The organism is Brevundimonas denitrificans (assembly GCF_030160755.1).
GTDB classification, from domain to species: domain Bacteria; phylum Pseudomonadota; class Alphaproteobacteria; order Caulobacterales; family Caulobacteraceae; genus Brevundimonas; species Brevundimonas denitrificans.
Genome location: NZ_BSOY01000023.1, coordinates 13,430 through 35,421, shown reverse-complemented (window position 1 = coordinate 35,421; position 21,992 = coordinate 13,430). Strand labels below are relative to the sequence as shown.

The following is a 21,992-nucleotide window of genomic DNA, read 5'->3' as shown; positions in this document are numbered from 1 at the left end:
TAGGGGTCGGCCGGCGGGGTCTGGCGGGCGCGGGAGGCAGCCGGGGCGGGCGCGCTTCCGGCGGTCGCGGCGGTCGCTCCGGCCAGCAGGGCTCCGGCGGGCAGGGTCGAGAGGAAGGTGCGGCGACGCATGGGCGGACTCCGGTCGGGCGGGAGGCCAGACCCTAGCGGGTTCATCGCCGGTGTGAAGCTTCGCGCGTGGACCGAACGGCTCCAGCGCGGACCGGAGGTTGACTCGACACTTGATTCAGGCGTGATGTTCCCGGCATGGTGGTGCCGTTCATCCTAACCCTGACGCTCCTGTTCGGACAGGATGGCTCGCAGCAGCCGTCCGCCACCCTGCCCGAGGTGGTGGTCCGGGCTCCGCCGGGCGACCCCGTCGCCGTCTTCGTTCGTGGAACGACCGTGCCGGGCGAACATGGACGCTACCAGGGCCAGGTCGCGCGCTGGGACGCCGATCTTTGCATCAGCGTGGTCGGGTCCGCGCCGGAGATGAACGCCTGGCTGACGGAACAGATCACCGCCAATTTCCGGTCTCTCGGCGTCCCACACGGCGCTTCCGGCTGCGAGCCCACGGTCGCGGTCGTGATTTCAATGAACGCCGACGCCTTCGCCGAGACATTCGCCCGCAGCAATCGGAACCGCATTTTCAGGACACGGGAAGGCGCGGTGACTCAGTTTCTGGGGCCGCCTCGGCCGGTCCGGTGGCGGCACGTGACCCGGACCGGTCCGGTCGGCCCTGACCCGGAGGAAGAGATTCTGGCGGAGGGCCTCCCCGCCGAACTCGCCCGTATGTCGAACTCGCGCATCAGGACGTCGACGGCGCGGGGCATCGAGCAGGCGATCATCGTGGTGGATGCGCAGCGGGCGTCGGCCGCCCCGCTCGACGCCCTGGCGGCCTATATCGCCTTCGTCGCACTCGTCGATCTGCCGGCCGAACCCTCCACGGCGGGGCAGCGGACGATCCTGTCATTGTTCGATGGGGCCGCCGCCGACCGGCCCCGGGCCCTGACCCGTTGGGACCGCGCGTTTATCGGAGCGCTTTACAGCGTCACGCCCGACGATGTGTTCAGCCTCCAGCAGAGGGAGATCGAGCTTCGCATGAGGCGCAAGCTCGAGGAAACGACGATCAGCCCCCCAGATCCAGGGAATACCCCGCCGACCGCACCGTCCGGATCGGGTTGACCGTGCCGTCTACGTTCAGGGCCTTGCGCAGGCGGCCGACGTGGACGTCGACGGTGCGGGCCTCGACATAGACGTCAGAGCCCCAGACGGCGTCGAGCAGCTGTTCGCGGCTGAAGACGCGGCCGGGGTGCTGCATCAGGTGGTCGAGCAGGCGGAACTCGGTGGGGCCGAGGTGGATTTCTTGGCCGGAGCGGCGGACGCGGTGGGCGACGCGGTCGATGACGATGTCGCCGTGATTGAGCCGGTCGTCGGCCAGGCCCGGGCGGATGCGGCGCAGCACGGCGCGGATGCGGGCGATCAGCTCGCTCATCGAGAAGGGCTTGGTCAGATAGTCGTCGGCGCCGGTGTCGAGGCCGCGGATGCGGTCGCTTTCCTCGCCCCGCGCGGTCAGCATGATGATCGGCATGTTGCGGGTTTCGGACTTGCCGCGGATGCGGCGGCAGACCTCGATCCCCGACAGCTTCGGCAGCATCCAGTCCAGCAGAACCAGGTCGGGCAGGCGCTCCTCGATCTGCAGCATGCCCTCCTCGCCGTCCGAAGCCACCACGACGCGGTAGCCTTCCTTCTCGAGGTTGTAGGACAGGAGGGTCGCCAGGGCGTCCTCGTCTTCCATGACCAGAACATAGGGCTGCACGGGCGTAATCTCCGGTTAGACGGGTGACAGCGGTTCGGGGGCGGCTTCGGCGGCGTCGGGGCTCCAGCGCGGGCGCTCGCCCGTGAACTCCTGGCCGGTGATCTCGTAGTAGATGGTCTCGGCGATGTTGGTGGCGTGGTCGCCGATCCGCTCCAGGTTCTTGGCCATGAACAGCAGGTGGGTGCCGGCGGTGATCGTGCGCGGGTCGCCCATCATGTAGGTCAGCAGCTCGCGGAAAAGGGCGTTGTAGTGCTCGTCGACCTCGTCGTCGGTGTTCCAGACGGCGATGGCGCGGTCGATCTCGGCGGCCGCGTAGGCGTCCAGCACGTCGCGCAGCCGCATGGAGACCAGTTTTCCCATCCGCTCGATCGAGCGGGTCAGCGGCGGCATGGGCTCGCCCTCGGCGAGGATCAGGCCGCGCTTGGCGATGTTCTTGGCCAGGTCGCCGGTGCGCTCCAGATCGACCGCCAGCTTCATCGCGGCCAGGGTGCGGCGCAGGTCCGAGGCGACCGGCTGGCGCAGGGCGATCAGGCGAATGGCCTTGCGTTCGATATCGCGATGCATGGCGTCCAGCCGCGCGTCGCGCTCCACCACGGCGCGCGCCAGGGCGATGTCGCGGCGAGCCACGGAATCGACGGCGTCGGCGACCTGGGCCTCGGCCAGACCGCCCATGCGGGCGACCTCGGCGGTCAACTGGTTGAGTTCGTCGCCATAGGCCTTGACGGTGTGCTGGGGCATGCGGGCGGTCCTAGCCGAAACGGCCGGTGATGTAGTCGAGCGTGCGCCGCTCGCGGGGATTGGTGAAGATGTCTTCGGTGTCGCCGGTCTCGACCAGCCGCCCCATGTGGAAGAAGGCGGTGCGCTGGCTGACCCGGGCGGCCTGGGCCATGGAATGGGTGACGATGACGATGCAGTAGCGTTCGCGCAGCTCGTCGATCAGTTCCTCGATCTTGGCCGTGGCGATCGGGTCCAGGGCCGAGCAGGGCTCGTCCATCAGGATGACTTCGGGCTCGACGGCGATGGCGCGGGCGATGACAAGGCGCTGCTGCTGGCCGCCGGACAGGCCGGTGCCGGGCGAGTGCAGGCGGTCGGCGACCTCCTCCCACAGGCCGGCGCGCTTCAGGGACGCCTCGACCACGCTGTCCAGTTCGGATTTCGAGGCGGCGAGCCCGTGGATGCGCGGCCCGTAGGCGACGTTCTCATAGATGGTCTTGGGGAAGGGGTTCGGCTTCTGGAACACCATGCCGACGCGGGCGCGCAGGAGGACGGGATCGACGGACTTCGCATTGATGTCCTCGCCGTCCATCTCGATGCGGCCGGTGACCTTGGCGCCCGGAATGGTGTCGTTCATGCGGTTCATGGTCCGCAGGAAGGTCGACTTGCCGCAGCCTGACGGGCCGATCAGGGCGGTGACCGTCTTGTCCGGGATGTCCAGCGTGACGTCGTACAGCGCCTGTTTGCCGCTGTAGAAGACCGAGACGTCGCGGGCGGCGATCTTGGTCGGCCCCATCGGCGCGGAGCTGTGCACGACGGGCGGGGCGGCGATCACGGGCGGACCGGCCGGCGAGCCGCCGCCTTCGGTTCCGTCCGCCGCGCGAAAGAGATTGAACTTCATATCAGCTTACCACCGGCGTTCGAAACGCCGGCGCAGGAAGATGGCGGCGGCGTTCATGACGATCATGAAGGCGAGAAGGACGAGGATGGCCGCGGCGGTCCGTTCGTGGAAGGCCCGCTCCGAGGCGTTCTCCCAGATGTAGACCAGCGACGGCAGGGCCCCGGTCGGCTCGCCGAGGGAGTGGGGGATGCCGGGGATGAAACTGACCATGCCGATCAGCAGCAGCGGCGCCGTCTCCCCCAGGGCGTGGGCCATGGAGATGATGGCGCCGGTCATCACGCCGGGCATGGCGAGCGGCAGGGTGTGCTGGAACACCGTCTGGGTCTTGGACGCGCCCATGGCCAGGGCGGCCTCGCGGATCGAGGGCGGCACGGCCTTCAGCGAGGATCGGGTGGCGATGATGATGGTCGGCAGGGCCATCAGGGCCAGGACCAGGCCGCCGACCAGCGGGCTGGCGCGCGGCAGGTGCATCCAGTTGATGAACAGGGCCAGGCCCAGCAGGCCGTAGATGATCGACGGCACGGCGGCGAGGTTGTTGATATTGACCTCGATCAGGTCGGTGATCCGGCCGCGCGGCGCGAACTCTTCCAGATATAGGGCCGCGCCGACGCCCAGCGGAATGGCGATCAGGGCGGTGACCACCAGCATCAGGGCCGAGCCGACCACGGCGCCCAGCACCCCGGCCAGCTCCGGCTCGGTGGAATCGCCCTTGGTGAACAGGCCGCTGTTGAAGTGGGTGGCGACGAGGCCCGACGCCTTCATCCGGTCCAGCCAGCTGATCTGTTCGTCGCTGAGACGGCGCTGGTCAGCGGGGGTGGCGCGCGAAATCTCGTGCTTGAAATACAGGTCGGCGTCGTCGGACACCGGGGCCGCGATCGGCACGGTCTGGCCGACCAGGTTCGGATTGCCCTGGATGCGGGCGGCGGCGGCGAACTTGAGCTCGGATGAGAACAGACTGCGCATGGCCGCGGCCTTCGTTCCCTGGGCGTCGTCGGCGACCCCCATGCGGGCCAGCTGCTGCTCGGCGACGAGCAGTTCGAAATTGGTGCCCTGGGGGTAGGCGCGGTCGACCCGGGCGGGGTCCATATAGACCGGGACGGTGACGGTGTGGGTGTAGAAGGCCGTGTGGCCCTGTTCGATGATCCGCCCCAGCAGCAGCAGCAGGAAGCCGACCGCCACGCCGATGGCGAGAAGGCCGTACAGCCTGAACCGGCCCTCGCGGGCATAGCGCCGCTTCAGACCGGCGCGCAGGCGCGCGGCGCGCATTTCGGACGTGACAGGCGTCTCAGTCATACTGCTGCCGGTAGGTCTGGACGATGCGCTGGGCGACGATGTTCAGCACCAGGGTGACGAGGAACAGGGTCAGTCCCAGGCCGAAGGCGGACAGGGTCTTGGGGCTGTTGAACTCCTGATCGCCGGTCAGCAGGGTGACGATCTGGACCGTGACGGTGGTGACGGTGTCCAGCGGGTTCAGGGTCAGGCGGGCGGCGAGGCCGGCGGCCATGGTGACGATCATGGTCTCGCCGATGGCCCGCGACATGGCCAGCAGCATGGCCCCGGCGACGCCGGGCAGGGCGGCGGGCAGCAGCACCCGCTTCACGGTCTCCGACTTCGTCGCCCCCATGGCGTAGGAGCCGTCGCGCAGCGACTGGGGCACGGCGTTGATGATGTCGTCCGACAGGGAGCTGACGAAGGGGATCAGCATGATGCCCATGACCGCCCCGGCGACCAGGGCCATCTGGTTCTGCACCAGCATCAGATACTGGCCGAGGCCGTCCAGCGGCCCGCCGACCATCAGGGCGCCCAGGCCGTTGAAGAACTCGCGGAAGGCCGGGCCCACGGTCAGGGCGGCGAAGAAGCCGTAGACCACGGTGGGCACCCCGGCGAGAATTTCCAGCACCGGCTTGACCGTCGCGCGGAAGATCGGCCCGGCGTACTCCGACAGATAGATGGCCGAGAACAGACCGACCGGCGCGGCCACGGCCATGGCGATCAGCATGATCAGGAAGGTGCCCACGAACAGCGGCAGGGCGCCGAAGGCGCCGGTCGAACCGACCTGGTCGGCGCGGATCGCGGTCTGCGGGCTCCACTGGGTTCCGAACAGGAATTCGGCCAGCGGGACGGTCGAGAAGAAGCGCAGGGAATCATAGACCAGAGAGGCGATGATCCCGACCGTGGTCAGGACGGCGACGGCCGAACAGGCGAACAGCAGGCCGACGATCCAGCCTTCGACGCGGTTTCGGGCCCTCATGCCGGGCCGGATCTGGCCGAAGACGAACAGGGCGCCGAGCAGCGCGGCGAGGGCGGCTCCGACGATGGCGCCGAGATCGAGCATCTGGCCGATCCGCGAGGCGCGCTGACCCTCGGTGGGCAGCAGTTCGGCATAGGGCGCGGGCCAGATCTGAACGGCCGGCCGACCGGCGCCGACGGCGCGGGCGTCCGCGAAGAAGGCCTCGCGGCGGAAAGGTTCGAGCTGCTGCACCGCCTCGGGCGCGCCAGACGCGGTCAGTTGCCGCTCGATATTGGGCGAAAAGACAGACGCCCCCATCAGCACGACCAGGGCCGGAACCACGGTCCAGATCAGGGCGTAGGCGCCGTGCTGGCCCGGGCGGGAATGGGACCGCTCTCCCGCCGGCAGGGACCGGCCGCGCCGACGCGCCAGGGCCCGGCCGCCGACATAGGCGGCGACGGCTGCGGCGATCAGGATCGGCAGGAAAAGCCAGGTCATGGACGTCCGGGAAAGCAGAATCGGGCCGCCCGGTCGCCCGGTTCGCCCCGCGCCGATAACTGCCCCTGAATGGTCAGCGGATTACGACGACCGCATGACAGTTCTGTTACGCTGACAGGCCGGGCGGGAGTCCTGTGTCACGAAGGCGTCACGGCCTCCCGGCGCGGGGCGAGCGGGAAGTAGGCGGTGAAGGCCGCGCCCTGTCCCGGCGCGCTCTCGACGGTCAGCCCGCCGCGGTGCCGGTTGACGATGTGTTTGACGATGGCGAGCCCGAGGCCGGTGCCCTGGCGCTCGCCGCTCTTCTGCCCCTCGACGCGGTAGAATCGCTCGGTCAGGCGCGGCAGGTGCTCGCGGGCCATGCCCGGGCCGTGGTCGCGCACGGTGACGGCGGCGTAGCGCTGGCCGGCCTCGCGATCCGGCGTGACCAGCGGCAACCGGGTGGCGCCGTCGCCGCGATTGCCGCCGGACCAGGGGGCGGCGGCTTCATCCAGGGCGATATCGGGCCGGATCACGATCTCCACCGTTCCGCTGGCGGGAGAGTATTTGATGGCGTTATCCACCAGATTCTGGACCACCTGGAGAATCTCGTCGCGGTCGCCATGGACCGGGGCGCTGGTCTCGCGGTCGTCAAGGCGGACGACGACGTTGCGTTCGGCGGACAGCACGCTGACCGCATCGACCACATCGGCGGCGGCGCGGGCGAGATCGACCCGGCCGGCCGGCGGGATGTGTTCGTTCAGCTCGATCCGGCTGAGCGACAGCAGGTCGGAGACCAGCCGGCTCATCCGGTCGGCCTGGGTGGCCATGATGTCGAGAAAGCGATCGCGGGCCTTGGGGTCGTCGCGGGCGTGACCCTTGAGCGTCTCGATGAAGCCGGACAGGGAGGCTAGCGGGGTCTTCAGTTCGTGGCTGGCGTTGGCGAGGAAATCGACGCGCATCAGCTCCATGCGGCGCACATCGGTCTCGTCGCGCAGGACGACGAGGGCCAGCGGCCCCGACCGGGCCTGCGCCAGGGGCTGGGTCACCGCCCGCCAGTGCCGCGTCTGGGCGCCCATGCCCGCATAGTCGGTGGTGCGGGTCAGGCCGCCGAACAGGGCCTCGTCCACCGCCTCGAGCACGGCCGGGTCGCGCAACACCGGGACCAGCAGGCCGCCTTCGCGCTGGATGCGCAGCAGGTCGCGGGCGGCGGCGTTGGCCAGGACGATGCGACGCCCGGCGATGTCGTCCGCCTCGCCGCCCGACACCACCAGAACCGGGTCGGCCAGGGCCTCGAACACGCTCTCCAGCAAGGTCGTCTCGGTTTCCAGCGCCGCCTGGGACGGGGCGAGACCGGCCGGGTCGTTCGACGGGGCCGGGGCGGGCGGCGTTCGGTTCAGGATCCAGGCCGCCAGACCGATCAGGCCCGCGGCGCCGAGCAGATACGGCGCCAGGGCGGGTTGATAGACGGCCAGGCCCACGAGCACGATGACGGCGATTCCCGTGCTGGCGCCAGCGGTCCACAGGCGTGAACCGGCCCGGGGCGCCACGGGGGAGGGAGAGACTTCGTAGGGCATTCACGCTTTCATCGGACGCGCGACTCGTGTCGGCGAACATGACACGGAAATCATGACAACGGGGCGCCAGAGGTGCGAGACCGCTTGTCAAACGTCCTTTACACACCTAATCCTGGGAGGAACAGAGACGGGCAGGGACGACATCATGGCGGCGGCGTTGACGCTCGAAGGGGTGAGCAAACGGTACGGCGACTTCCAGGCCGTGCGCGACCTGAGCTTCCAGGTGGAGAAGGGAACCATCTGCGGCTTCCTGGGCCCGAACGGGGCCGGCAAGACCTCGACCATCCGCATGATCCTGGGGCTGCAGGGCGCGAGCGCGGGACGCATCGACATCCTCGGCGCCGACGACGGCCGCAAGGTGCGTGACCGGATCGGCTTCCTGCCGGAGGAGCGGGGCCTCTACAAGAAGATGACGCCGGTGGACGCCATCGCCTTCTTCGGCGCCCTGAAGGGGCTGCCGACCGGCGAGGGCCGCAGACGGGCGCGCGAGATGCTGGACGCCCAGGGGCTGGGCGCCTCGAAGAACAAGAAGATGAAGGAGCTGTCCAAGGGAATGGCCCAGAAGGTCCAGCTGATCGCCTCGGTGGTGCATCGGCCGGAGTTCGTGATCCTCGACGAGCCGTTCTCGGGCCTTGATCCGGTGAACCAGCAGGGGCTGGAGGCCGTCATCCGGCAGCTGGCGGCGGACGGGGCCACGGTGCTGTTCTCCACCCATGTGATGCAGCACGCCGAGCGGCTGTGCGACAAGGTCGTGCTGCTGGCGCGGGGGCGAAAGGCGTTCGAGGGCACGGTGGCCGAGGCGCAGGCGACCACGCGCCGCTTCCTTGAGCTGGAAGGCGCCATCGAGGCGGCCCAGGCCGCGGCCCTGCCGGGCGTCAGCGGCGTCGAGGTGGTCTCGGAGCGTGACGGCGTACGCGTGCTCAAGGCGGCCCTGGGTCAGGGCGGCCGGGGGCAGGAGGCGCTGAAGGCGGCCTTCCTCGGCGGCCTGGACGTTCGCCGGTTCGAGCTCCGCGAGCCGAGCCTGCATGACGCCTTCATCAGCCTGACCGGCGACAATCCCGACATCGACCAGTCGGTGAAACCGACCGCCCCGGGAGCTGTCCGATGAGCCGCATCCTCCTGATCGCGCGCCGTGAATACGGCGCCTATGCCAAGACCGTCGGCTTCTGGCTGTCGCTGCTGGCGTTCCCGCTGTTCGCGGTGCTGGGCGGGTTCATTCCGATCCTGATGCGGTCGAACGAACCGGTTCGCGAGGTCGTTCTGATCGAGGAAGGGGTCGAGGCCCAGGGCCTGGCCGCCGCGGTCCGGGACGCCCTCAGGGATGACGCCGACCGCCGCGCCGCCAACGCCCGCGAGGCCGCCGAGAAGGCGCAGGAGACCGCCGGCGCAGCCGGAAGCGGCGCCGCCGGCAATGCGCTCGCGGCTTTGTCCCGGCCGAAGATGCGCATCGTCGCGCCTCCGACCGCCATCACCGCGGCGGCGCCGGGCGAAGCGCAGGACGAAATCGTGCGCCATTATCTCGGCGATGAAGTCGCCAAGGCCGAGCGCCTCGACGCCGTCGTCTTCCTGACCCGCGTCAACGGCGTGCCGGGGGCCCGCGTCTGGAGCGCCCGCGCCACCGACGACACGGTGCAGGACTTCGTCCGCGGCGCCCTGAAGGCGGCCAACCGCAAGTCCGTGCTGGAAGCAGCCGGGATTGATCCCGCCGTCGTCGACGCCACCGAGCGGTTCCGGCCGGAGGTGAAGGCCTTCTCGCCCAAATCGGCGGGGGCGGGCGAGGTGTCGTTCCGCGACAAGCTGCCCCAGATCATCGGTCTGGCCGGCGGATTCCTGCTGTGGTCGCTGGTGCTGACCGGGGCCTCCATCCTGCTGAACAGCGTGATGGAGGAGAAGTCGAACAAGATCCTCGAGGTGCTGCTGTCCTCGGCCTCGGCGACGGAGATCCTGGCCGGCAAGGTTCTGGGCGTGGCCATGCTGACGCTGACGGTGCTGCTCGCCTGGGGCGGGATCGGAGCGGCGGGCCTGTTGACGACCTTCCCGGACACGGCGGCGATGATCGGCGACGTGCTGCTGCACGGCGGCCTGCTCGGCTATTTCGCGGCCTTCATGGTCGGCGGCTATCTGATGTATGCGGTCCTGTTCGCCGCCATCGGCTCGTTCTGCGAGACGCCGCGTGACGCCCAGACCCTGATGGGCCCGATCATGATGGTGCTGGTCATCCCGATGTTCACCATGCAGATGGCCATCGGCTCGCCGGACGCGCCCGTCATTCGCATCCTGTCCATGGTGCCGTTCTTCACGCCGTTCGTGATGATGGCGCGCCTTCCGTCGGATCCGCCGATGATCGAACTGGTCGGCGCGATCGCCGGCATGGCTGTCTTCGCCCTGTTCATGGTCTGGGTGGCGGGCCGGGCCTTCAGGGCCGGGGCGCTGTCGGACGTGAAGCTGAGCTGGAAGAGCTTCGTCAGCGCCGCGCGGGGCGGGGGGAAGTGAGCCGACCCTTCCTCGCCCCGGGGAAGCGTCCGGGCCGCCATTGGGGCGACAGTCCGCGGGGATCGCCGACGTTTCCTTGACGTGCATCAAGGGGCGCGGTGGACCGCATGTGCAGACTGGCGCTCTCTCAAAGGAGGCGACCATGCCGGAATTTCCCGTTGTCACGCTCAAGCCCGGGCCGTTCGCCTACATCACCGTCACCACGCCGATGGCCGGCATCGCCACGGCCATGGGCGAGGGGTTCGGCCGGCTGAGCGCCCTGTTCGCAGAGGCCAGGGCGGAGATGGCCGGCATGCCGATGTGCCACTACGTCGAGTACGACGAGACGTCGACGACCTTCCAGCTTGGTTTTCCGTGTCGTCCTGAAGAGGTCGGGGCGCTGCGCGCCGCCGGCCTGTCCATCGGAGAGACGCCCGCGAGCGCGACCATGAAGGCTGTACACCTGGGGCCTTACGACAGCGTGGGGAGCACCTACAACGCCATGATCGGGGCCATGAAGGCGCAGGGCTTGGTCGCCGCCCGGGACATGTGGGAGGTCTATCACAGCCCCCCGGAGACCCCGCCGGAACAGATCAGGACGGAAATCCTCTGGCCGGTGCGCCAAGGGGGCTGACCTCGCCCGGAACGGCCGTTCCCCACCGCGATGCCCGGGCGGAGCGGTCGCCGGCATGGAAAAGGGCCGCTCCGGTTTTCCGGGGCGGCCCTTGATCTGTTCGTTCGGCTGTCGAGCGGGGTTTAGCCGCGGCTCGGGCCGCCCACGCCCGGAACCCGGGGCTTCGGCGGCGGCAGCAGGCCTTCGCGCTGCATGCGCTTGCGGGCCAGTTTGCGGGCGCGGCGCACGGCCTCGGCCTTCTGGCGGGCGCGCTTCTCCGAGGGCTTCTCGTAGTGCACGTGGCGCTTCATCTCGCGGAAGCTGCCTTCGCGCTGCATTTTCTTCTTGAGGGCCTTGAGCGCTTGATCGACGTTATTATCGCGAACGAAAATCTGTACCAGGTTGAACTCTCCTTTGGCCGCCCGCCGCGCACCTCGAAAGGGAGACGGGCAGACAAATAAAATCTCGGTCCGATGGACAGGGGTCCGCGGATGAAGGCGGGCTGATACACGTTCAGCCCCCTCCTGTCCAGATCGTCGCGCTTCAATCTGAAGGGTCGAAACGCCCGCGCGACGGGCATATGCTGTCGCCATGACCGATGCGCCACACCTGTCGAACGAGACGCCCGAAGGGGACTGGGCCGACCGCATGGAGCAGACCGTGCTGGACGCCGCCCTGGGCCTCGCGCCCCGGCTGGGCTGGAACAGCCGGATGGTGCGGGCCGCCTGCGAGGCCTGCGGCCTGTCGCGGGGCGACGAGGAACTGCTGCTGCCCAACGGCGCGCGCGACCTGGCGGCCCTGCTGTCGCGGCGGCATGACGACCGGGCGCTGGCTGCGCTGGCCGGGGTGGATGCGAAAGCGCTGAAGATGCGCGAGCGAATCGCGGCGGCCGTCTCGGCGCGGATGGAGGCCGGCGCGGCCGATCTGGAGGCCACGCGTCGCTGCGCCGCCTTCCTCGCCCTGCCGCCCAACGCCGATCTGGGGCTGAAGCTGGCCTGGGAGAGCGCCGACCACCTGTGGACCTGGGCCGGGGACACGGCCACCGACTGGAACCACTATTCCAAGCGGGCGATCCTGTCGGGCATATTGATCCCGGCCCTGACGATGCGCTGGTTCGACGGCCGCGAGGCGGCGGAGGCCTTCGTGGCGGCGCGGATCGAGAACGTCATGGCCTTCGAGAAGTGGAAGGCCGGCAAGGATTTCGACGCGCCGCTGAAGAAGGTGACGGATGTGCTGAGCCGGATGCGGTACGGGGCGAAGGTTCAGTAGCGGAGGTTTTCGGCTTCCCCACCACCAACGCTGACGCTGAAGTCGTCGTATTCCACCCCAAGGCAATGCCCGTGATCCTGCGACCCGAGGAAGAGCGCGAGACTTGGATGCGAGTGCCTTGAAACGAAGCGAAGGCGCTACAGCGGCCCCTGCCGGATGGGGCGTTGGCGGTCGGTTGGCGGGGCGAAAAGGGAGATCCAAAAATGGTCAACGCATGACAAAAGCGACTGGCGCGACCGACCATTCATTCGAAATTCGGAGTCTCGAACATTTCCGTAGTCTCAAACGGTCTGTGTTGCTGATCACCTCGGCGGCGTTGGTAGTAGCGCTCGGTACGGGAGAGCTATCGTTGGGCGGCGTGGTGCTTCCCGGCGACCGGAGTTTGGCCTTTGGCCTGCTGCTAGGAGCGGCGGTCTACTATGCTTGGGGAGCCGTCCAGGAACTGCGCTTTGCCCAGTGGGCCAACAGTGACTTCGCGTTGGACTCGCAAAGCTTTCAACAGGCCTTTGAGGGCGTGCAGGCGGAGTTGACCTCGATCAAGCGCGACATGAACAACGCCAAGCCGAACTTGGTCGACGCAGCTCAGAAGCTGCACCAGTTTTACGCCGCTACGGAGCACCTACCAACGCAATTTGCTGATCTAGAGAAGTCGTTTGCCGAGAAGGTCAAAATAGCCGAGCGCGCGCCGAACTGGCAAAGCAACTGGCGCGAAATCTGGTCGCGAATGTCGGACACGATCGTAGCAACGATATCCGACTGGAAATCAAAGAGCGGCGACGCGGACGCCGCCCTCGGCAACGCTCTTCAATCGCATCCATGGCTCGAGAGTGTGGCGCTTCGGCTTCAGAGGTTGGAGGATCGGACACTTGTCTTCTCACGCCGGATTTCTCAAGGCCGGCGTGCCCACTTCGCTTGGTGGGACATCGGTGGCCCGGCAGGCCTATTGACGCTCACCACCGTTGTCGGCCTACCCCACCTAGCGGCCCTTGTTGGACGGATCGCTACCTTCGCTGACGTGGTAGGGACTTGGTGGACCGCCATCGTCGCAGCCCTTCAATCTGGAACGGTGGGCTGATCGAGCGGCATGGTGAAGCGGCCAAAACAGGAGTCAGCCGATGCCGGTCAATGACACGCTAGACCTCATCTTCGATGGGCCAGACGTCGTTCCATGGCCTCGGGTGTCCCTGATGGTGGCCGCGCTTGAGAAAGCTGAAGGGGAGGCCCTCTGCGCGATCCATAAACGACTCTGGCCGGGCAGGGACAATATCACCCCGGATCGCATGGCCCCCAACGCTGCACTGGCGGCGTCTCCCAAGGCCGGGTCCCTGATCGTACCGTTGGTTTTCGAGGCCGCCGAGATCTATTCAGCCTTCGCTTCACCTGACGTTCGAAACGTTATGGGTGATGTGTCGCTCGGGCGCCTTCTCAGCGCTGTGGCGGACACCAGCGGCGTCATCATGTTCGCCCATTTTCTTCTGTTTGGTCCTTGGGGCTTTGTGGCGAAAGTCACGAACCAGCGGACGCGAGAGCCGACAGTCGAGGAGCGCCCGTTGGCCGAAATTGCAGATCTGGTCTACGGCGATGGGGCCGTAAACTGGGTGGAAAACCTGATGGATGCAGCCGAAAGAACCGGCTGCGAGCGGGTGCGGGTCAGGTTCCGGGATTTCGAGGCGGATCTCGTGATAGCTGACAGGCGATCAAGCAGTTCCCGCCTCGGTCGGCGCAAGCATTCCAACTCAGTGTCGCACACCGGAGCCTTGCGCTTTGCCAGGCGCGATGAGGAGTCCATTTCAGTGGTCTGTCGTGGCCAAAGCCGCACGGCATACCTCGCGTCGGGGGGAAGCGACCAAAACTCCGACGTCATCGTCCTTGGACGCAAATTGGATGAATTCCCCATTGGCAAATGGATGGAGGCCACGGGCGAATTCGTCAACCAAATGGAAGTCCAGACAAAGGACGACGTCCCAGATGCGTGGAAAAATGCGAACGGCGTTTTCTTTATCACCGGGGTTCGTCCTGCTGATTTCACTTGATCCCACAGTATGCCCGCGCGTGGCGCACAGACTATGTCCGGGGCCACACTGAACCACCGGCAGGTCCGCGGACCGCAAACGCTCTCGCGCTCGCAACGGCGCGCGAGCGGGCGTGGCTCTCATCACCCCAACCGGACGCCTGCGACGACGGTCAGTCGCCGTCGGGTGGCAGTCCTGTCGAAAACTCCATCGGCCGCCTGTGTTCCAAACAGTGTATTCTCGCCCCGTATAATCTCGCCCCTTTGAACCCTCGAAACGACCTTCCGGCCCCCGCCCGCCGGCGCGAAACCATGTCCATCCGCGGCCTGCGTCCGATTCTGACGTCCCCGCGTGCATATTGGTCAAACGCCCGCCGGGCCTGGGTCTTTGACAGCTTGCATCACCCCGCCGACGCCGCCCCAGGCGCGGCTTGCCCGAACCGGCCCCGCTGACGCGAATCGAAAATCGCCCGCCGGATTTTTCCGCGGGAAAAGCGATACTCTCGCCCCCTGACGGCCTCCGGGCGCGGTCCATCAAACCAGCGGCTTCACCCGGTTCACATGGCCCATCTTGCGGCCCTTGCGGGCCTCGGCCTTGCCGTAGAGGTGCAGGCGGGCGTCGGGTTTGGCGGACAGGGCCGCCCATTTCTTCACATCGTCGCCCAGCAGATTGGTCATCTCGACCCGCGCGTGGGCGGTGGTCGGGCCGAGCGGCCAGCCGGCGACGGCGCGGATGTGCTGTTCGAACTGGTCGCAGACGCAGCCGTCCTGGGTCCAGTGGCCGGTGTTGTGGACGCGCGGCGCTATCTCGTTGACCAGCAGCAGGCCGCCGCCGAGGTCGAACAGCTCGATCCCCATGACGCCGACATAGTCCAGCCCCTCGAGGATGGCGGCCGCGATGGCGTGGGCGCGCGCCTCGGTCTTCGCATCGACCTTCGCGGGGGCGATCGTGGTCTTGAGGACGCCGCCCTTGTGGATGTTCTCGCCCAGCGGATAGACGGCCACGGCGCCGTCGCGGCCGCGGGCGCAGATCACCGACAGTTCACGCTGGAACGACGCCCTCGCCTCGAGGATGGCCGGGCGTTCGCCGATGACGGTCCAGGCCTTGAGGGCGTCGGCGGGCGACTTGATCCAGACCTGACCCTTGCCGTCATAGCCCTCGCGCCGGGTCTTCAACAGGACCGGGACCCCCAGCCGGTCCACGGCGTGACGCAGGTCCTCAAGGGTGTCGATGGCGGCGAAGGCCACGGTCGGGGCGCCGACGCTGTTGAGGAAGGTCTTCTCGTCGACGCGGTCCTGGGCCACGGCCAGCGCCTTGGGGCCGGGGGCGACGACGGCGCCGCCCTCGACCAGCCGCTCGACCGAGCCGGCGGGGACGTTCTCGAACTCGAAGGTGACGGCCTGACAGGTCTGGCCCAGCACGCTCAGGGCCGTGGGATTGTCATAGGCGGCGACGATCTGGCCCTGGGAGACGCGGCCGGCCGGGCTGTTCTCTTCCGGATCGAGGATGACCACGTTGAAGCCGAGCCGCGAGGCGGCCTGACTCAGCATCCGCCCCAGCTGACCGCCCCCGAGAATGCCGAGGGTCGAACCGGGGGGCAGGGGCTGGGGCGTGATGCGGGCGGGCACGGCGTCGGTCACTCAGTCCTCGACGGTTTCGTGCACGGCCTCGGTCTGGGCCTCGCGGAAGGCGGTCACCCGGTCGGCCAGAACGGGGTCGGACAGGGCGAGGATCTGGGCGGCGAGGATGCCGGCGTTCTTCGCTCCCGGCTCGCCGATGGCCAGGGTCGCCACCGGAATGCCGCCGGGCATCTGGGCGATCGACAGCAGGCTGTCCATGCCCTTCAGCGCCTTCGATTCCACCGGCACGCCGAGCACCGGCAGTTCGGTCATGGAGGCGGCCATGCCGGGCAGGTGGGCGGCGCCGCCGGCCCCGGCGATGATGACCTTGAAGCCCGCGGCCTTTGCGCCTGTGGCGAAGTCGAACAGGCGTTTGGGGGTCCGGTGGGCGCTGACCACCCGCGCATCCCAGGCCACGCCCAGCCGGTCGAGGGCGTCAGCGGCGTGTTTCATCGTCGGCCAGTCCGAGCGGCTGCCCATGATGATCGCCACTGGTGGTGTCCCGGTCGTCATGGAGGCTCGCCTTTTCGCGGGAAAGCGGCGCGATACAGGACTCGCGTTGCGCCCGCAACCGACGGCGCTAGGCTCGCAGGCAGCCGGACGTGTTGAGTCGCCGGCCGGGGAGCTTCCTTCGCTCGTGAACGACGCGGCCGTCATCGACCCCCATGCCGAGATCGAGCGCCTGCGCGCCGAGGTCGAGGCCCTGCGCCTGCGCGCCGAGGCGGCCGAGGCCGCGGCCGATCACGATGTGCTGACGCCGGCCCTGAACCGGCGTGGTTTCGTGGCGGCCCTGCGCAGCGCCATGGCCTTCTGCCAGCGCCATGAGGTGCCGGCGGTGCTGCTGTATCTCGATCTCGACGGCTTCAAGAACGTCAACGACACCCTGGGCCACGCCGCGGGCGACGCCGCCCTGGTGCATGTGGCCGAGCTGTTGCGCGCCAATCTGCGCGAATCGGACGCGGTCGGCCGCCTCGGCGGCGACGAGTTCGCCCTGCTGATGCTGAACGCGGGTCTGGAAGAGGGCCGCGAGAAGGCCCGGCGGCTGGCCGCGGCTCTGGAAGCGGACGGCTTCGTCTGGGCCGGGGAACAGGCGACGCTGGGTGGTTCGTTCGGCGTGCGCGCCTTCGCCGCCCACACGGACCCCGAGGTCTGGCTGGCCGAGGCCGACGCGGCCATGTGGGTGCGCAAGAAGGGCCGCTGAGGGCGCCCGTCAGGCGATGATGTCGGGCAGGATGCGGTCCTCGATCTTGGTGATCTCGTCGCGCAGCAGCAGCTTCTTGCGCTTCAGCCGGGCGATCATCAGCTGGTCCGGCACGGGCATGTGACCGAGGGCCTCGATCGAGGCGTCGAGGTCGGCGTGCTCAAGCTGAAGCACCTTGAGCCGGGCGTGCAGCGCCAGCTCTTCTTCGCTCAGAAAAGGTTCGTCGTCGTTCATGTCGGGCCCTGCCGGCTTATCATACTGTGGGTCGCGTCAGGCCGGAAGGCGGTCGGCGAGCTGAACCAGTCCGGCGCGCGGGGTCATCGGCGACCAGACGCGGGCCGCCGCCACCAGCGTATCGATCGGCGGCTGCGGCGGTCCGGAGGGCGCCGGGGCGAGGGCTTCCAGCGCGGTCAGCAGCCGGCGTTCCGCCTCCAGTTCCACCGCCTTGACCTGGGCCCGGACCGCTTCCCGGTCGGCGTCATCGAGATCGGGCGCCCGGGTCTTCAATGCGCGGCGCACGGCGCGCAGGGGTGCGATGGCGGTCTCCTGCCACGCCCGGGCCGTGTCGCCGGCGGCCTCCAGGGCGTCCGCATCCGGCGCTCGTCCCTCGGCGGCGCACCAGGCGGCCCAGAGCAGCAGGGGCACGTTCTGGCCGGCGGCGTCCTGAAGCTCCAGACAGGCGTCAGCGACCCCGTCGGCGGCGTAGGCCGTCAGCGCCCAGTCCCACAGACTCATTCCGGCGAGGGTCCCTTGAGCCCGTCCCAGCGCCGCACGGCGGACCAGTCGAGGCCGAACAGGTCCAGCGCCCGCCCCACCGACTGATCGACCATTTCGGCGATCGAGGCCGGTTTCGCATAGAAGGCGGGCAGGGGCGGGGCGATGATTGCGCCCATCTCGGCGAGCGCCGTCATGGTGCGCAGGTGACCGAGGTGCAGGGGCGTCTCGCGCACCATCAGCACCAGCGGGCGGCGCTCCTTCAGCACCACATCGGCGGCGCGGGTCAGCAGGGTCGAGGTCACGCCGGTGGCGATCTCGCTCATGGTGCGGACCGAACAGGGGGCGATGATCATCCCCATGGTCCGGAACGAGCCCGAGGCGATCGAGGCGCCGACATCATTGAGCCGGTGCGACACGTCGGCGCGGCCCAGCAGGTCGTCGGCGGAAAGTTCGGTTTCCTGAGACAGGGTCAGCAGGGCGGCGCGGGTGACGACCAGATGGCTCTCGACGCCCAGTTCACGCAGGGCATCCAGCACCCTGACGCCGTAAGTCACGCCGGAGGCTCCGGAAATTCCGACGATCAGTCGGGGAGGCGTGGGATCGGACGGGTTCCGTACGGCTCTGTTCACATCTTCGGCCAATTCGGGCTCCAGGGTGGTCCGTATCAGGACGGTCGGCAGTTCACTGGAATGTGATTCTACAGCCGGTCAGACCCGGCGCTGACTGTACTGGTCCCTTAGACATGGAGGCGCAAGCCATGACCATCGAAGCTCGTATCCGCGAACTGGGAAACCGTCACCGTAATCTGGATGAGACCATCCGGAGAGAGACGACCCACCCGGCCACGGACTCGCTTCGGGTGAGGGAGCTGAAGTTGCAGAAGCTCCGGCTCAAGGAACAGATCACCAGTCTGGAGGCCCTGACGCATTAGCCAGGCCTCCCGAAAGAACAGCGGCCCCGGGAGCGATCCCGGGGCCGTTTTTTTTGTTGTCGTGGTCCGAGGGTCAGTCCTTGGAGCCGAATACGGAGGCGGCCGTCGGCTCGGCGCCGCGGCGCTCGCGGGCCTCGGGCACGAATTCCGGCTCGGCGGGCTCGGCGGGAGCATCGACGGCCTGCAGGGTGGCGCCGCCCTTTTTCGCGTCGTCCTTCGCCTTCTTGTCCGCGGCCTTCCTGACCAGTTCGTCCAGGGCCAGCTGGCCGACCAGACCCAGGGTCACCGGATCGACCGGCTTGATGTTGGGGCTGTTCCAGTGGGTGCGGTTGCGCACGCTCTCGATGGTCGACTTGGTGGTGCCGAGCATCTTGGCGATCTGGGCGTCCGTGACCTCGGGGTGGTTGCGCACGAACCACATGATGGCGTCCGGCCGGTCCTGACGGCGCGAGACCGGCGTGTATTTCGGCGGGGCCTTGTGCACCTTCAGCAGTTCGGCGTGGCGGCTGATCACGGCCTGCATGCGATAGTTTTCGTCGTTCTGGGCCTTGTCCAGCTCCTCGCGGGTCAGCTGGCCGTTGACCAGCGGATCGGCGCCGCGGATGTCCCGGGCCACGTCGCCGTCCGCGATGCCGCGCACTTCCAGCGGATGCAGGCCGCAGAAGTCGGCGATCTGTTCGAAGGTCAGCGAGGTGTTGTCGACCAGCCAGACCGCGGTGGCCTTGGGCATCAGAATGTCGGTCATGGGGGCGTTCCGGTTCTTGTTCGAGCCCGAAAACCGGGCTCTGGATACGACGGCGCCCGGCCTTTCGACCGGGCGTTGATGATCGCGATATAGTCCCATTCGCCGGAAAAGAAAACGGAACCCGACAAGCGCATACAGCCAAGGTTCATCCGGGCTCCGCAACAGTGGCTTCACAGACGCGTTGTGCGTCGAGAGCGATATTCGGGAGGAACTTCCATGCTTATCGAAATGCTGGCCGCCGCGGCGGTCGTCACCGGCGCCGGGCAGGAGTTCGCTCCGCAGATTCCGGGTGGTCCCGAGCGGGTCGCCCCGCGCGGCGACTATCGTGACAGCTGCAGCGGCGAATATGTGAACCGGGGCCGGCTCTACGCCGACTGCCGCAACAATCGTGGAAACATTCGCGGCACCTCGATCGAGCTGAACCGCTGCGCCGACTACGAGATTCGCAACAATGACGGCCTGCTGGTCTGCGGTCCTCACCGCGGCGAGTACGAAGATCGGCCCGGCGGCGGCGGAGGCGGCGGCGGAGGTTGGCCGGGCGACGGTCGCAACTCCATCACCATTTTCCGGGACGCCAACTTCCGCGGGGCTTCGTTCCGGTTCGACAATGCGATTCCGAACCTGGCGAACACGGGCTTCAATGATGCGATCTCGTCCATGCAGTTCCGCGGCGAGTGGGAGGCCTGCACCGACGCCTACTATCGCGGCTTCTGCCAGACGTTCCGCGACGACGTCCGCAATCTGCAGCGCTGGGGCATGAACGACCGCATCTCCTCGCTCCGCCCCGTGCGCGGCGGCGGGCGCTGGTAGGCGTCAGACCGTCAGCACGATCTTGCCGACATGGCCGCCCGCCTCCAGCCGGAGGTGGGCGGCCGATGCCTGTTCCAGCGGGAAGCTCGCCTCGACCGGCGGCCGGACCGCGCCGGCGGCGACCCGGGGCCAGGCCGCAGCCTCCAGGGCGGCGATCAGCCGGGCCTTTTCGTCGGCGGGCCGCGCCCGCAGGGTCGAGCCCGTCAGGGTGATCCGCTTCATCATCAGCCGCGCCAGATCGACCTGGGCGACTGCGCCCGACTGGGTGGCGATCACGACCCAGCGCCCGAAGGGATTCAGCGCGGCCTGATTGAGCGCGGCGTAGTCGGCCCCGACCATGTCCAGCACCACATCGGCGCCGCCGAACGCCCGGATCGCCGCCTCCATGTCGTCGGCGGCGGCGTCGAGGCTGAGGTCGGCGCCGAGGCGGCGGGCCGCTTCGGCTTTTGCAGCGCCGCGCGAGGTGGCGATGACGCGCGCGCCGACGGCCTTCGCCATCTGGATGGCGGTGACCCCGATGCCGCTGGTGGCTCCGTGGATCAACAGGGTCTCGCCCGCCTTCAGCGCGCCGGACTCGAAGACATTGGCGAAGACGGTGCAGACCGTCTCGGGCAGGGCGGCGGCCTGGACGAAATCCATGTCGCCGGGGACGGGCAGGGCGTGACGGGCGTCCACGACGGCGAACTCCGCATACCCGCCCCCGCCCAGCAGGGCGCAGACGCGGTCTCCGGCGGACCAGCGCATCACGCCGGCGCCGACCTGGTCGACCTCGCCCGCCACCTCAAGCCCCAGGATGTCCGAGGCGCCGGGCGGGGCGGGGTAGCGGCCGAGGCGCTGCAGGATGTCGGGCCGGTTGATCCCGGCGGCCCGGACCCGGATGCGAATCTGGCCCGGTCCGGCCGCCGGATCCGGACGTTCGGCCAGGACCAGGGACTCCGCGGAACCGGAACCGCCCGCTATCTCGACTACCCGCATTCACCCGCCCCGTTCTTGCAATCGTCCGTGTCCGGGCGTTGAAATAGGCTGTTGCGGACCGGATGACCACGAAGGAGGCGGCGATGTTCGAGGATCTGGAGCCCCGTCCGGCGCGGGGCGCGCCACTGATCGCCCTGACGCGCGAGGATCTGGACGGCTATTCGGTCGAGGATCTGAAACAGCGGATCGCCGGACTGCAGGCCGAGATCGACCGTTCCAACGCCGCCATCGAAGGCAAGTCGTCGCAACGCAATGCGGCCGACGCCATGTTCAATTTCCGGCCCTAGCTCTGCCGACCCTTCGTCTGGCATGGCCGTTGCACACCGTGGAAGCGCCGCGCCATGCCGTGCCGGTCGTGATACGGATGCGCCTGTCCCATGAGTCTGGTTGAGTTCATGCCCACTGACGTCCCGACGCTTTCGCCTGGAGGCCGCAGCCGCGCCGCGGTCGTGGACGATTTCGCGCGTTCGGAGCTGTTCGACCGCACCTTCCAGGAGGGGATGGAACTGGTCGAGGAGACCGCCGCCTATCTGGACGGCGACGGGCGCCGGGAATCCAAGCTGCTGTCGCGGTCGACGGCCCTGCTCTACGCCGGCGAAAGCATGAAGCTGACCACCCGGCTGATGCAGATCGCCTCGTGGCTGCTGGTCCAGCGGGCTGTGCGCGAGGGCGACATGACGGCGGAGACGGCGTGCGAGGCGCGCTATCGTCTCGCCGACCGCACGGCGGCGACCGAAGTCAGCCATCCGGAGCTGCCGATCGCCCTCGTCGAATATATGGTGCGCACCGAAAAACTGTACGACCGGGTCCTGCACCTCGACCGCCGCATGTATCTGGACGAGCCCGAAGAGGACGCGGTCAATCCGGTGCAGAGCCAGCTCGACCGTCTGACGGCGGCGTTCCGAATCTAGAAG

The 21,992-nt window shown here is 68.3% G+C and carries 26 protein-coding genes; 12 read left to right on the top strand and 14 right to left on the bottom strand.

From position 1 onward, the window contains the following. Window positions 1-266: 266 nt before the first annotated feature. Window positions 267-1,184: a hypothetical protein gene (locus QQJ79_RS06900; protein WP_284222188.1), complete on the top strand. Its 918-nt coding sequence runs from the start codon at window positions 267-269 to the stop codon at window positions 1,182-1,184. On the opposite strand, the gene phoB is transcribed toward QQJ79_RS06900, so the two are convergent. From phoB to QQJ79_RS06870, 6 genes are all read right to left on the bottom strand, one after another. Next, window positions 1,129-1,818, bottom strand: a complete 690-nt coding sequence (gene phoB / locus QQJ79_RS06895; RefSeq protein WP_284222187.1) for a phosphate regulon transcriptional regulator PhoB — start codon at window positions 1,816-1,818, stop codon at window positions 1,129-1,131. The two genes, QQJ79_RS06900 and phoB, sit on opposite strands and share 56 nt — an antisense overlap. A 15-nt stretch (window positions 1,819-1,833) precedes the next feature. Next, a complete protein-coding gene (phoU, locus tag QQJ79_RS06890) occupies window positions 1,834-2,556 on the bottom strand; it encodes a phosphate signaling complex protein PhoU (protein ID WP_284222186.1) in 723 nt (240 codons plus the stop codon). 10 nt (window positions 2,557-2,566) lie between these two features. Beyond that, complete coding sequence (gene pstB / locus QQJ79_RS06885; RefSeq protein WP_284222185.1) at window positions 2,567-3,433, bottom strand: phosphate ABC transporter ATP-binding protein PstB; 867 nt, start codon at window positions 3,431-3,433, stop codon at window positions 2,567-2,569. Window positions 3,434-3,439: 6 nt separating this feature from the next. After that, window positions 3,440-4,726: a phosphate ABC transporter permease PstA gene (gene pstA, locus QQJ79_RS06880; RefSeq protein ID WP_284222184.1), complete on the bottom strand. Its 1,287-nt coding sequence runs from the start codon at window positions 4,724-4,726 to the stop codon at window positions 3,440-3,442. Continuing rightward, a complete protein-coding gene (pstC, locus tag QQJ79_RS06875; RefSeq protein ID WP_284222183.1) occupies window positions 4,719-6,161 on the bottom strand; it encodes a phosphate ABC transporter permease subunit PstC in 1,443 nt (480 codons plus the stop codon). Before pstC ends, pstA begins: the two co-directional genes overlap by 8 nt. Window positions 6,162-6,298: 137 nt before the next feature. Then, window positions 6,299-7,714: a sensor histidine kinase gene (locus QQJ79_RS06870; RefSeq protein ID WP_284222182.1), complete on the bottom strand. Its 1,416-nt coding sequence runs from the start codon at window positions 7,712-7,714 to the stop codon at window positions 6,299-6,301. 145 nt (window positions 7,715-7,859) lie between these two features. On the opposite strand from QQJ79_RS06870, the gene QQJ79_RS06865 reads away from it, so the two are divergent. The 3 genes from QQJ79_RS06865 (at window position 7,860) to QQJ79_RS06855 (ending at window position 10,820) form a co-directional block, all read left to right on the top strand. Further along, the gene (locus tag QQJ79_RS06865) at window positions 7,860-8,822 is read left to right on the top strand and encodes an ABC transporter ATP-binding protein (protein ID WP_284222181.1); all 963 of its coding nucleotides are present in this window, start codon (window positions 7,860-7,862) and stop codon (window positions 8,820-8,822) included. Beyond that, the gene (locus tag QQJ79_RS06860) at window positions 8,819-10,207 is read left to right on the top strand and encodes an ABC transporter permease (protein WP_284222180.1); all 1,389 of its coding nucleotides are present in this window, start codon (window positions 8,819-8,821) and stop codon (window positions 10,205-10,207) included. Before QQJ79_RS06865 ends, QQJ79_RS06860 begins: the two co-directional genes overlap by 4 nt. 142 nt (window positions 10,208-10,349) lie before the next feature. Further along, window positions 10,350-10,820 (top strand): GyrI-like domain-containing protein, encoded by a 471-nt coding sequence (locus QQJ79_RS06855; RefSeq protein WP_284222179.1) that lies wholly within the window; start codon window positions 10,350-10,352, stop codon window positions 10,818-10,820. A gap of 122 nt (window positions 10,821-10,942) precedes the next feature. On the opposite strand, the gene rpsU is transcribed toward QQJ79_RS06855, so the two are convergent. Further along, complete coding sequence (rpsU, locus tag QQJ79_RS06850; protein ID WP_056621430.1) at window positions 10,943-11,200, bottom strand: 30S ribosomal protein S21; 258 nt, start codon at window positions 11,198-11,200, stop codon at window positions 10,943-10,945. Between the two features lie 190 nt (window positions 11,201-11,390). On the opposite strand from rpsU, the gene QQJ79_RS06845 reads away from it, so the two are divergent. The 3 genes from QQJ79_RS06845 to QQJ79_RS06835 all read left to right on the top strand — a co-directional run bounded on the left by QQJ79_RS06845 (window position 11,391) and on the right by QQJ79_RS06835 (window position 14,101). Beyond that, complete coding sequence (locus QQJ79_RS06845) at window positions 11,391-12,068, top strand: COQ9 family protein (RefSeq protein WP_284222178.1); 678 nt, start codon at window positions 11,391-11,393, stop codon at window positions 12,066-12,068. 214 nt (window positions 12,069-12,282) lie between these two features. After that, window positions 12,283-13,143, top strand: a complete 861-nt coding sequence (locus tag QQJ79_RS06840) for a hypothetical protein (protein ID WP_284222177.1) — start codon at window positions 12,283-12,285, stop codon at window positions 13,141-13,143. A 40-nt stretch (window positions 13,144-13,183) separates the two neighbouring features. After that, window positions 13,184-14,101: a hypothetical protein gene (locus tag QQJ79_RS06835; RefSeq protein WP_284222176.1), complete on the top strand. Its 918-nt coding sequence runs from the start codon at window positions 13,184-13,186 to the stop codon at window positions 14,099-14,101. A gap of 512 nt (window positions 14,102-14,613) precedes the next feature. Here the strand turns inward: QQJ79_RS06835 and QQJ79_RS06830 are convergent. Next, window positions 14,614-15,696 carry a 5-(carboxyamino)imidazole ribonucleotide synthase gene (locus QQJ79_RS06830; protein ID WP_284222190.1) on the bottom strand — a complete coding sequence of 361 codons (1,083 nt, stop codon included), beginning with the start codon at window positions 15,694-15,696 and terminating at the stop codon, window positions 14,614-14,616. A 24-nt stretch (window positions 15,697-15,720) separates the two neighbouring features. Then, window positions 15,721-16,212, bottom strand: coding sequence for a 5-(carboxyamino)imidazole ribonucleotide mutase (gene purE, locus QQJ79_RS06825; RefSeq protein ID WP_284222175.1), 492 nt, complete (start codon window positions 16,210-16,212; stop codon window positions 15,721-15,723). 124 nt (window positions 16,213-16,336) lie between these two features. Between purE and QQJ79_RS06820 the strand changes: the two genes are divergently transcribed. Beyond that, window positions 16,337-16,900, top strand: coding sequence for a GGDEF domain-containing protein (locus QQJ79_RS06820; protein ID WP_284222174.1), 564 nt, complete (start codon window positions 16,337-16,339; stop codon window positions 16,898-16,900). 9 nt (window positions 16,901-16,909) lie between these two features. Here the strand turns inward: QQJ79_RS06820 and QQJ79_RS06815 are convergent, their stop codons facing one another. The 3 genes from QQJ79_RS06815 to QQJ79_RS06805 are packed head-to-tail and all read right to left on the bottom strand — an operon-like array spanning window position 16,910 to window position 18,246. Further along, window positions 16,910-17,134 (bottom strand): YdcH family protein, encoded by a 225-nt coding sequence (locus QQJ79_RS06815; protein WP_284222173.1) that lies wholly within the window; start codon window positions 17,132-17,134, stop codon window positions 16,910-16,912. Window positions 17,135-17,170: 36 nt separating this feature from the next. After that, window positions 17,171-17,635 (bottom strand): TIGR02444 family protein, encoded by a 465-nt coding sequence (locus tag QQJ79_RS06810; RefSeq protein ID WP_284222172.1) that lies wholly within the window; start codon window positions 17,633-17,635, stop codon window positions 17,171-17,173. Continuing rightward, window positions 17,632-18,246 carry a UbiX family flavin prenyltransferase gene (locus QQJ79_RS06805; RefSeq protein WP_284222171.1) on the bottom strand — a complete coding sequence of 205 codons (615 nt, stop codon included), beginning with the start codon at window positions 18,244-18,246 and terminating at the stop codon, window positions 17,632-17,634. Before QQJ79_RS06805 ends, QQJ79_RS06810 begins: the two co-directional genes overlap by 4 nt. Before the next feature lie 128 nt (window positions 18,247-18,374). Here QQJ79_RS06805 and QQJ79_RS06800 point away from each other — a divergent pair, with 128 nt between their 5' ends. After that, a complete protein-coding gene (locus tag QQJ79_RS06800; protein ID WP_284222170.1) occupies window positions 18,375-18,548 on the top strand; it encodes a YdcH family protein in 174 nt (57 codons plus the stop codon). A gap of 73 nt (window positions 18,549-18,621) precedes the next feature. On the opposite strand, the gene QQJ79_RS06795 is transcribed toward QQJ79_RS06800, so the two are convergent. Then, window positions 18,622-19,293, bottom strand: a complete 672-nt coding sequence (locus QQJ79_RS06795) for a DUF1013 domain-containing protein (protein ID WP_284222169.1) — start codon at window positions 19,291-19,293, stop codon at window positions 18,622-18,624. Between the two features lie 216 nt (window positions 19,294-19,509). On the opposite strand from QQJ79_RS06795, the gene QQJ79_RS06790 reads away from it, so the two are divergent. Beyond that, window positions 19,510-20,103, top strand: coding sequence for a beta/gamma crystallin-related protein (locus tag QQJ79_RS06790; protein ID WP_284222168.1), 594 nt, complete (start codon window positions 19,510-19,512; stop codon window positions 20,101-20,103). 3 nt (window positions 20,104-20,106) lie between these two features. Here QQJ79_RS06790 and QQJ79_RS06785 read toward each other — a convergent pair whose 3' ends face one another. Beyond that, window positions 20,107-21,078 (bottom strand): NAD(P)H-quinone oxidoreductase, encoded by a 972-nt coding sequence (locus QQJ79_RS06785; protein WP_284222167.1) that lies wholly within the window; start codon window positions 21,076-21,078, stop codon window positions 20,107-20,109. Between the two features lie 62 nt (window positions 21,079-21,140). Between QQJ79_RS06785 and QQJ79_RS06780 the strand changes: the two genes are divergently transcribed. After that, the gene (locus QQJ79_RS06780) at window positions 21,141-21,365 is read left to right on the top strand and encodes a DUF1192 domain-containing protein (RefSeq protein WP_284222166.1); all 225 of its coding nucleotides are present in this window, start codon (window positions 21,141-21,143) and stop codon (window positions 21,363-21,365) included. Between the two features lie 90 nt (window positions 21,366-21,455). Further along, complete coding sequence (gene rcdA, locus QQJ79_RS06775; RefSeq protein WP_284222165.1) at window positions 21,456-21,989, top strand: protease adaptor protein RcdA; 534 nt, start codon at window positions 21,456-21,458, stop codon at window positions 21,987-21,989. Window positions 21,990-21,992 lie beyond the last annotated feature (3 nt).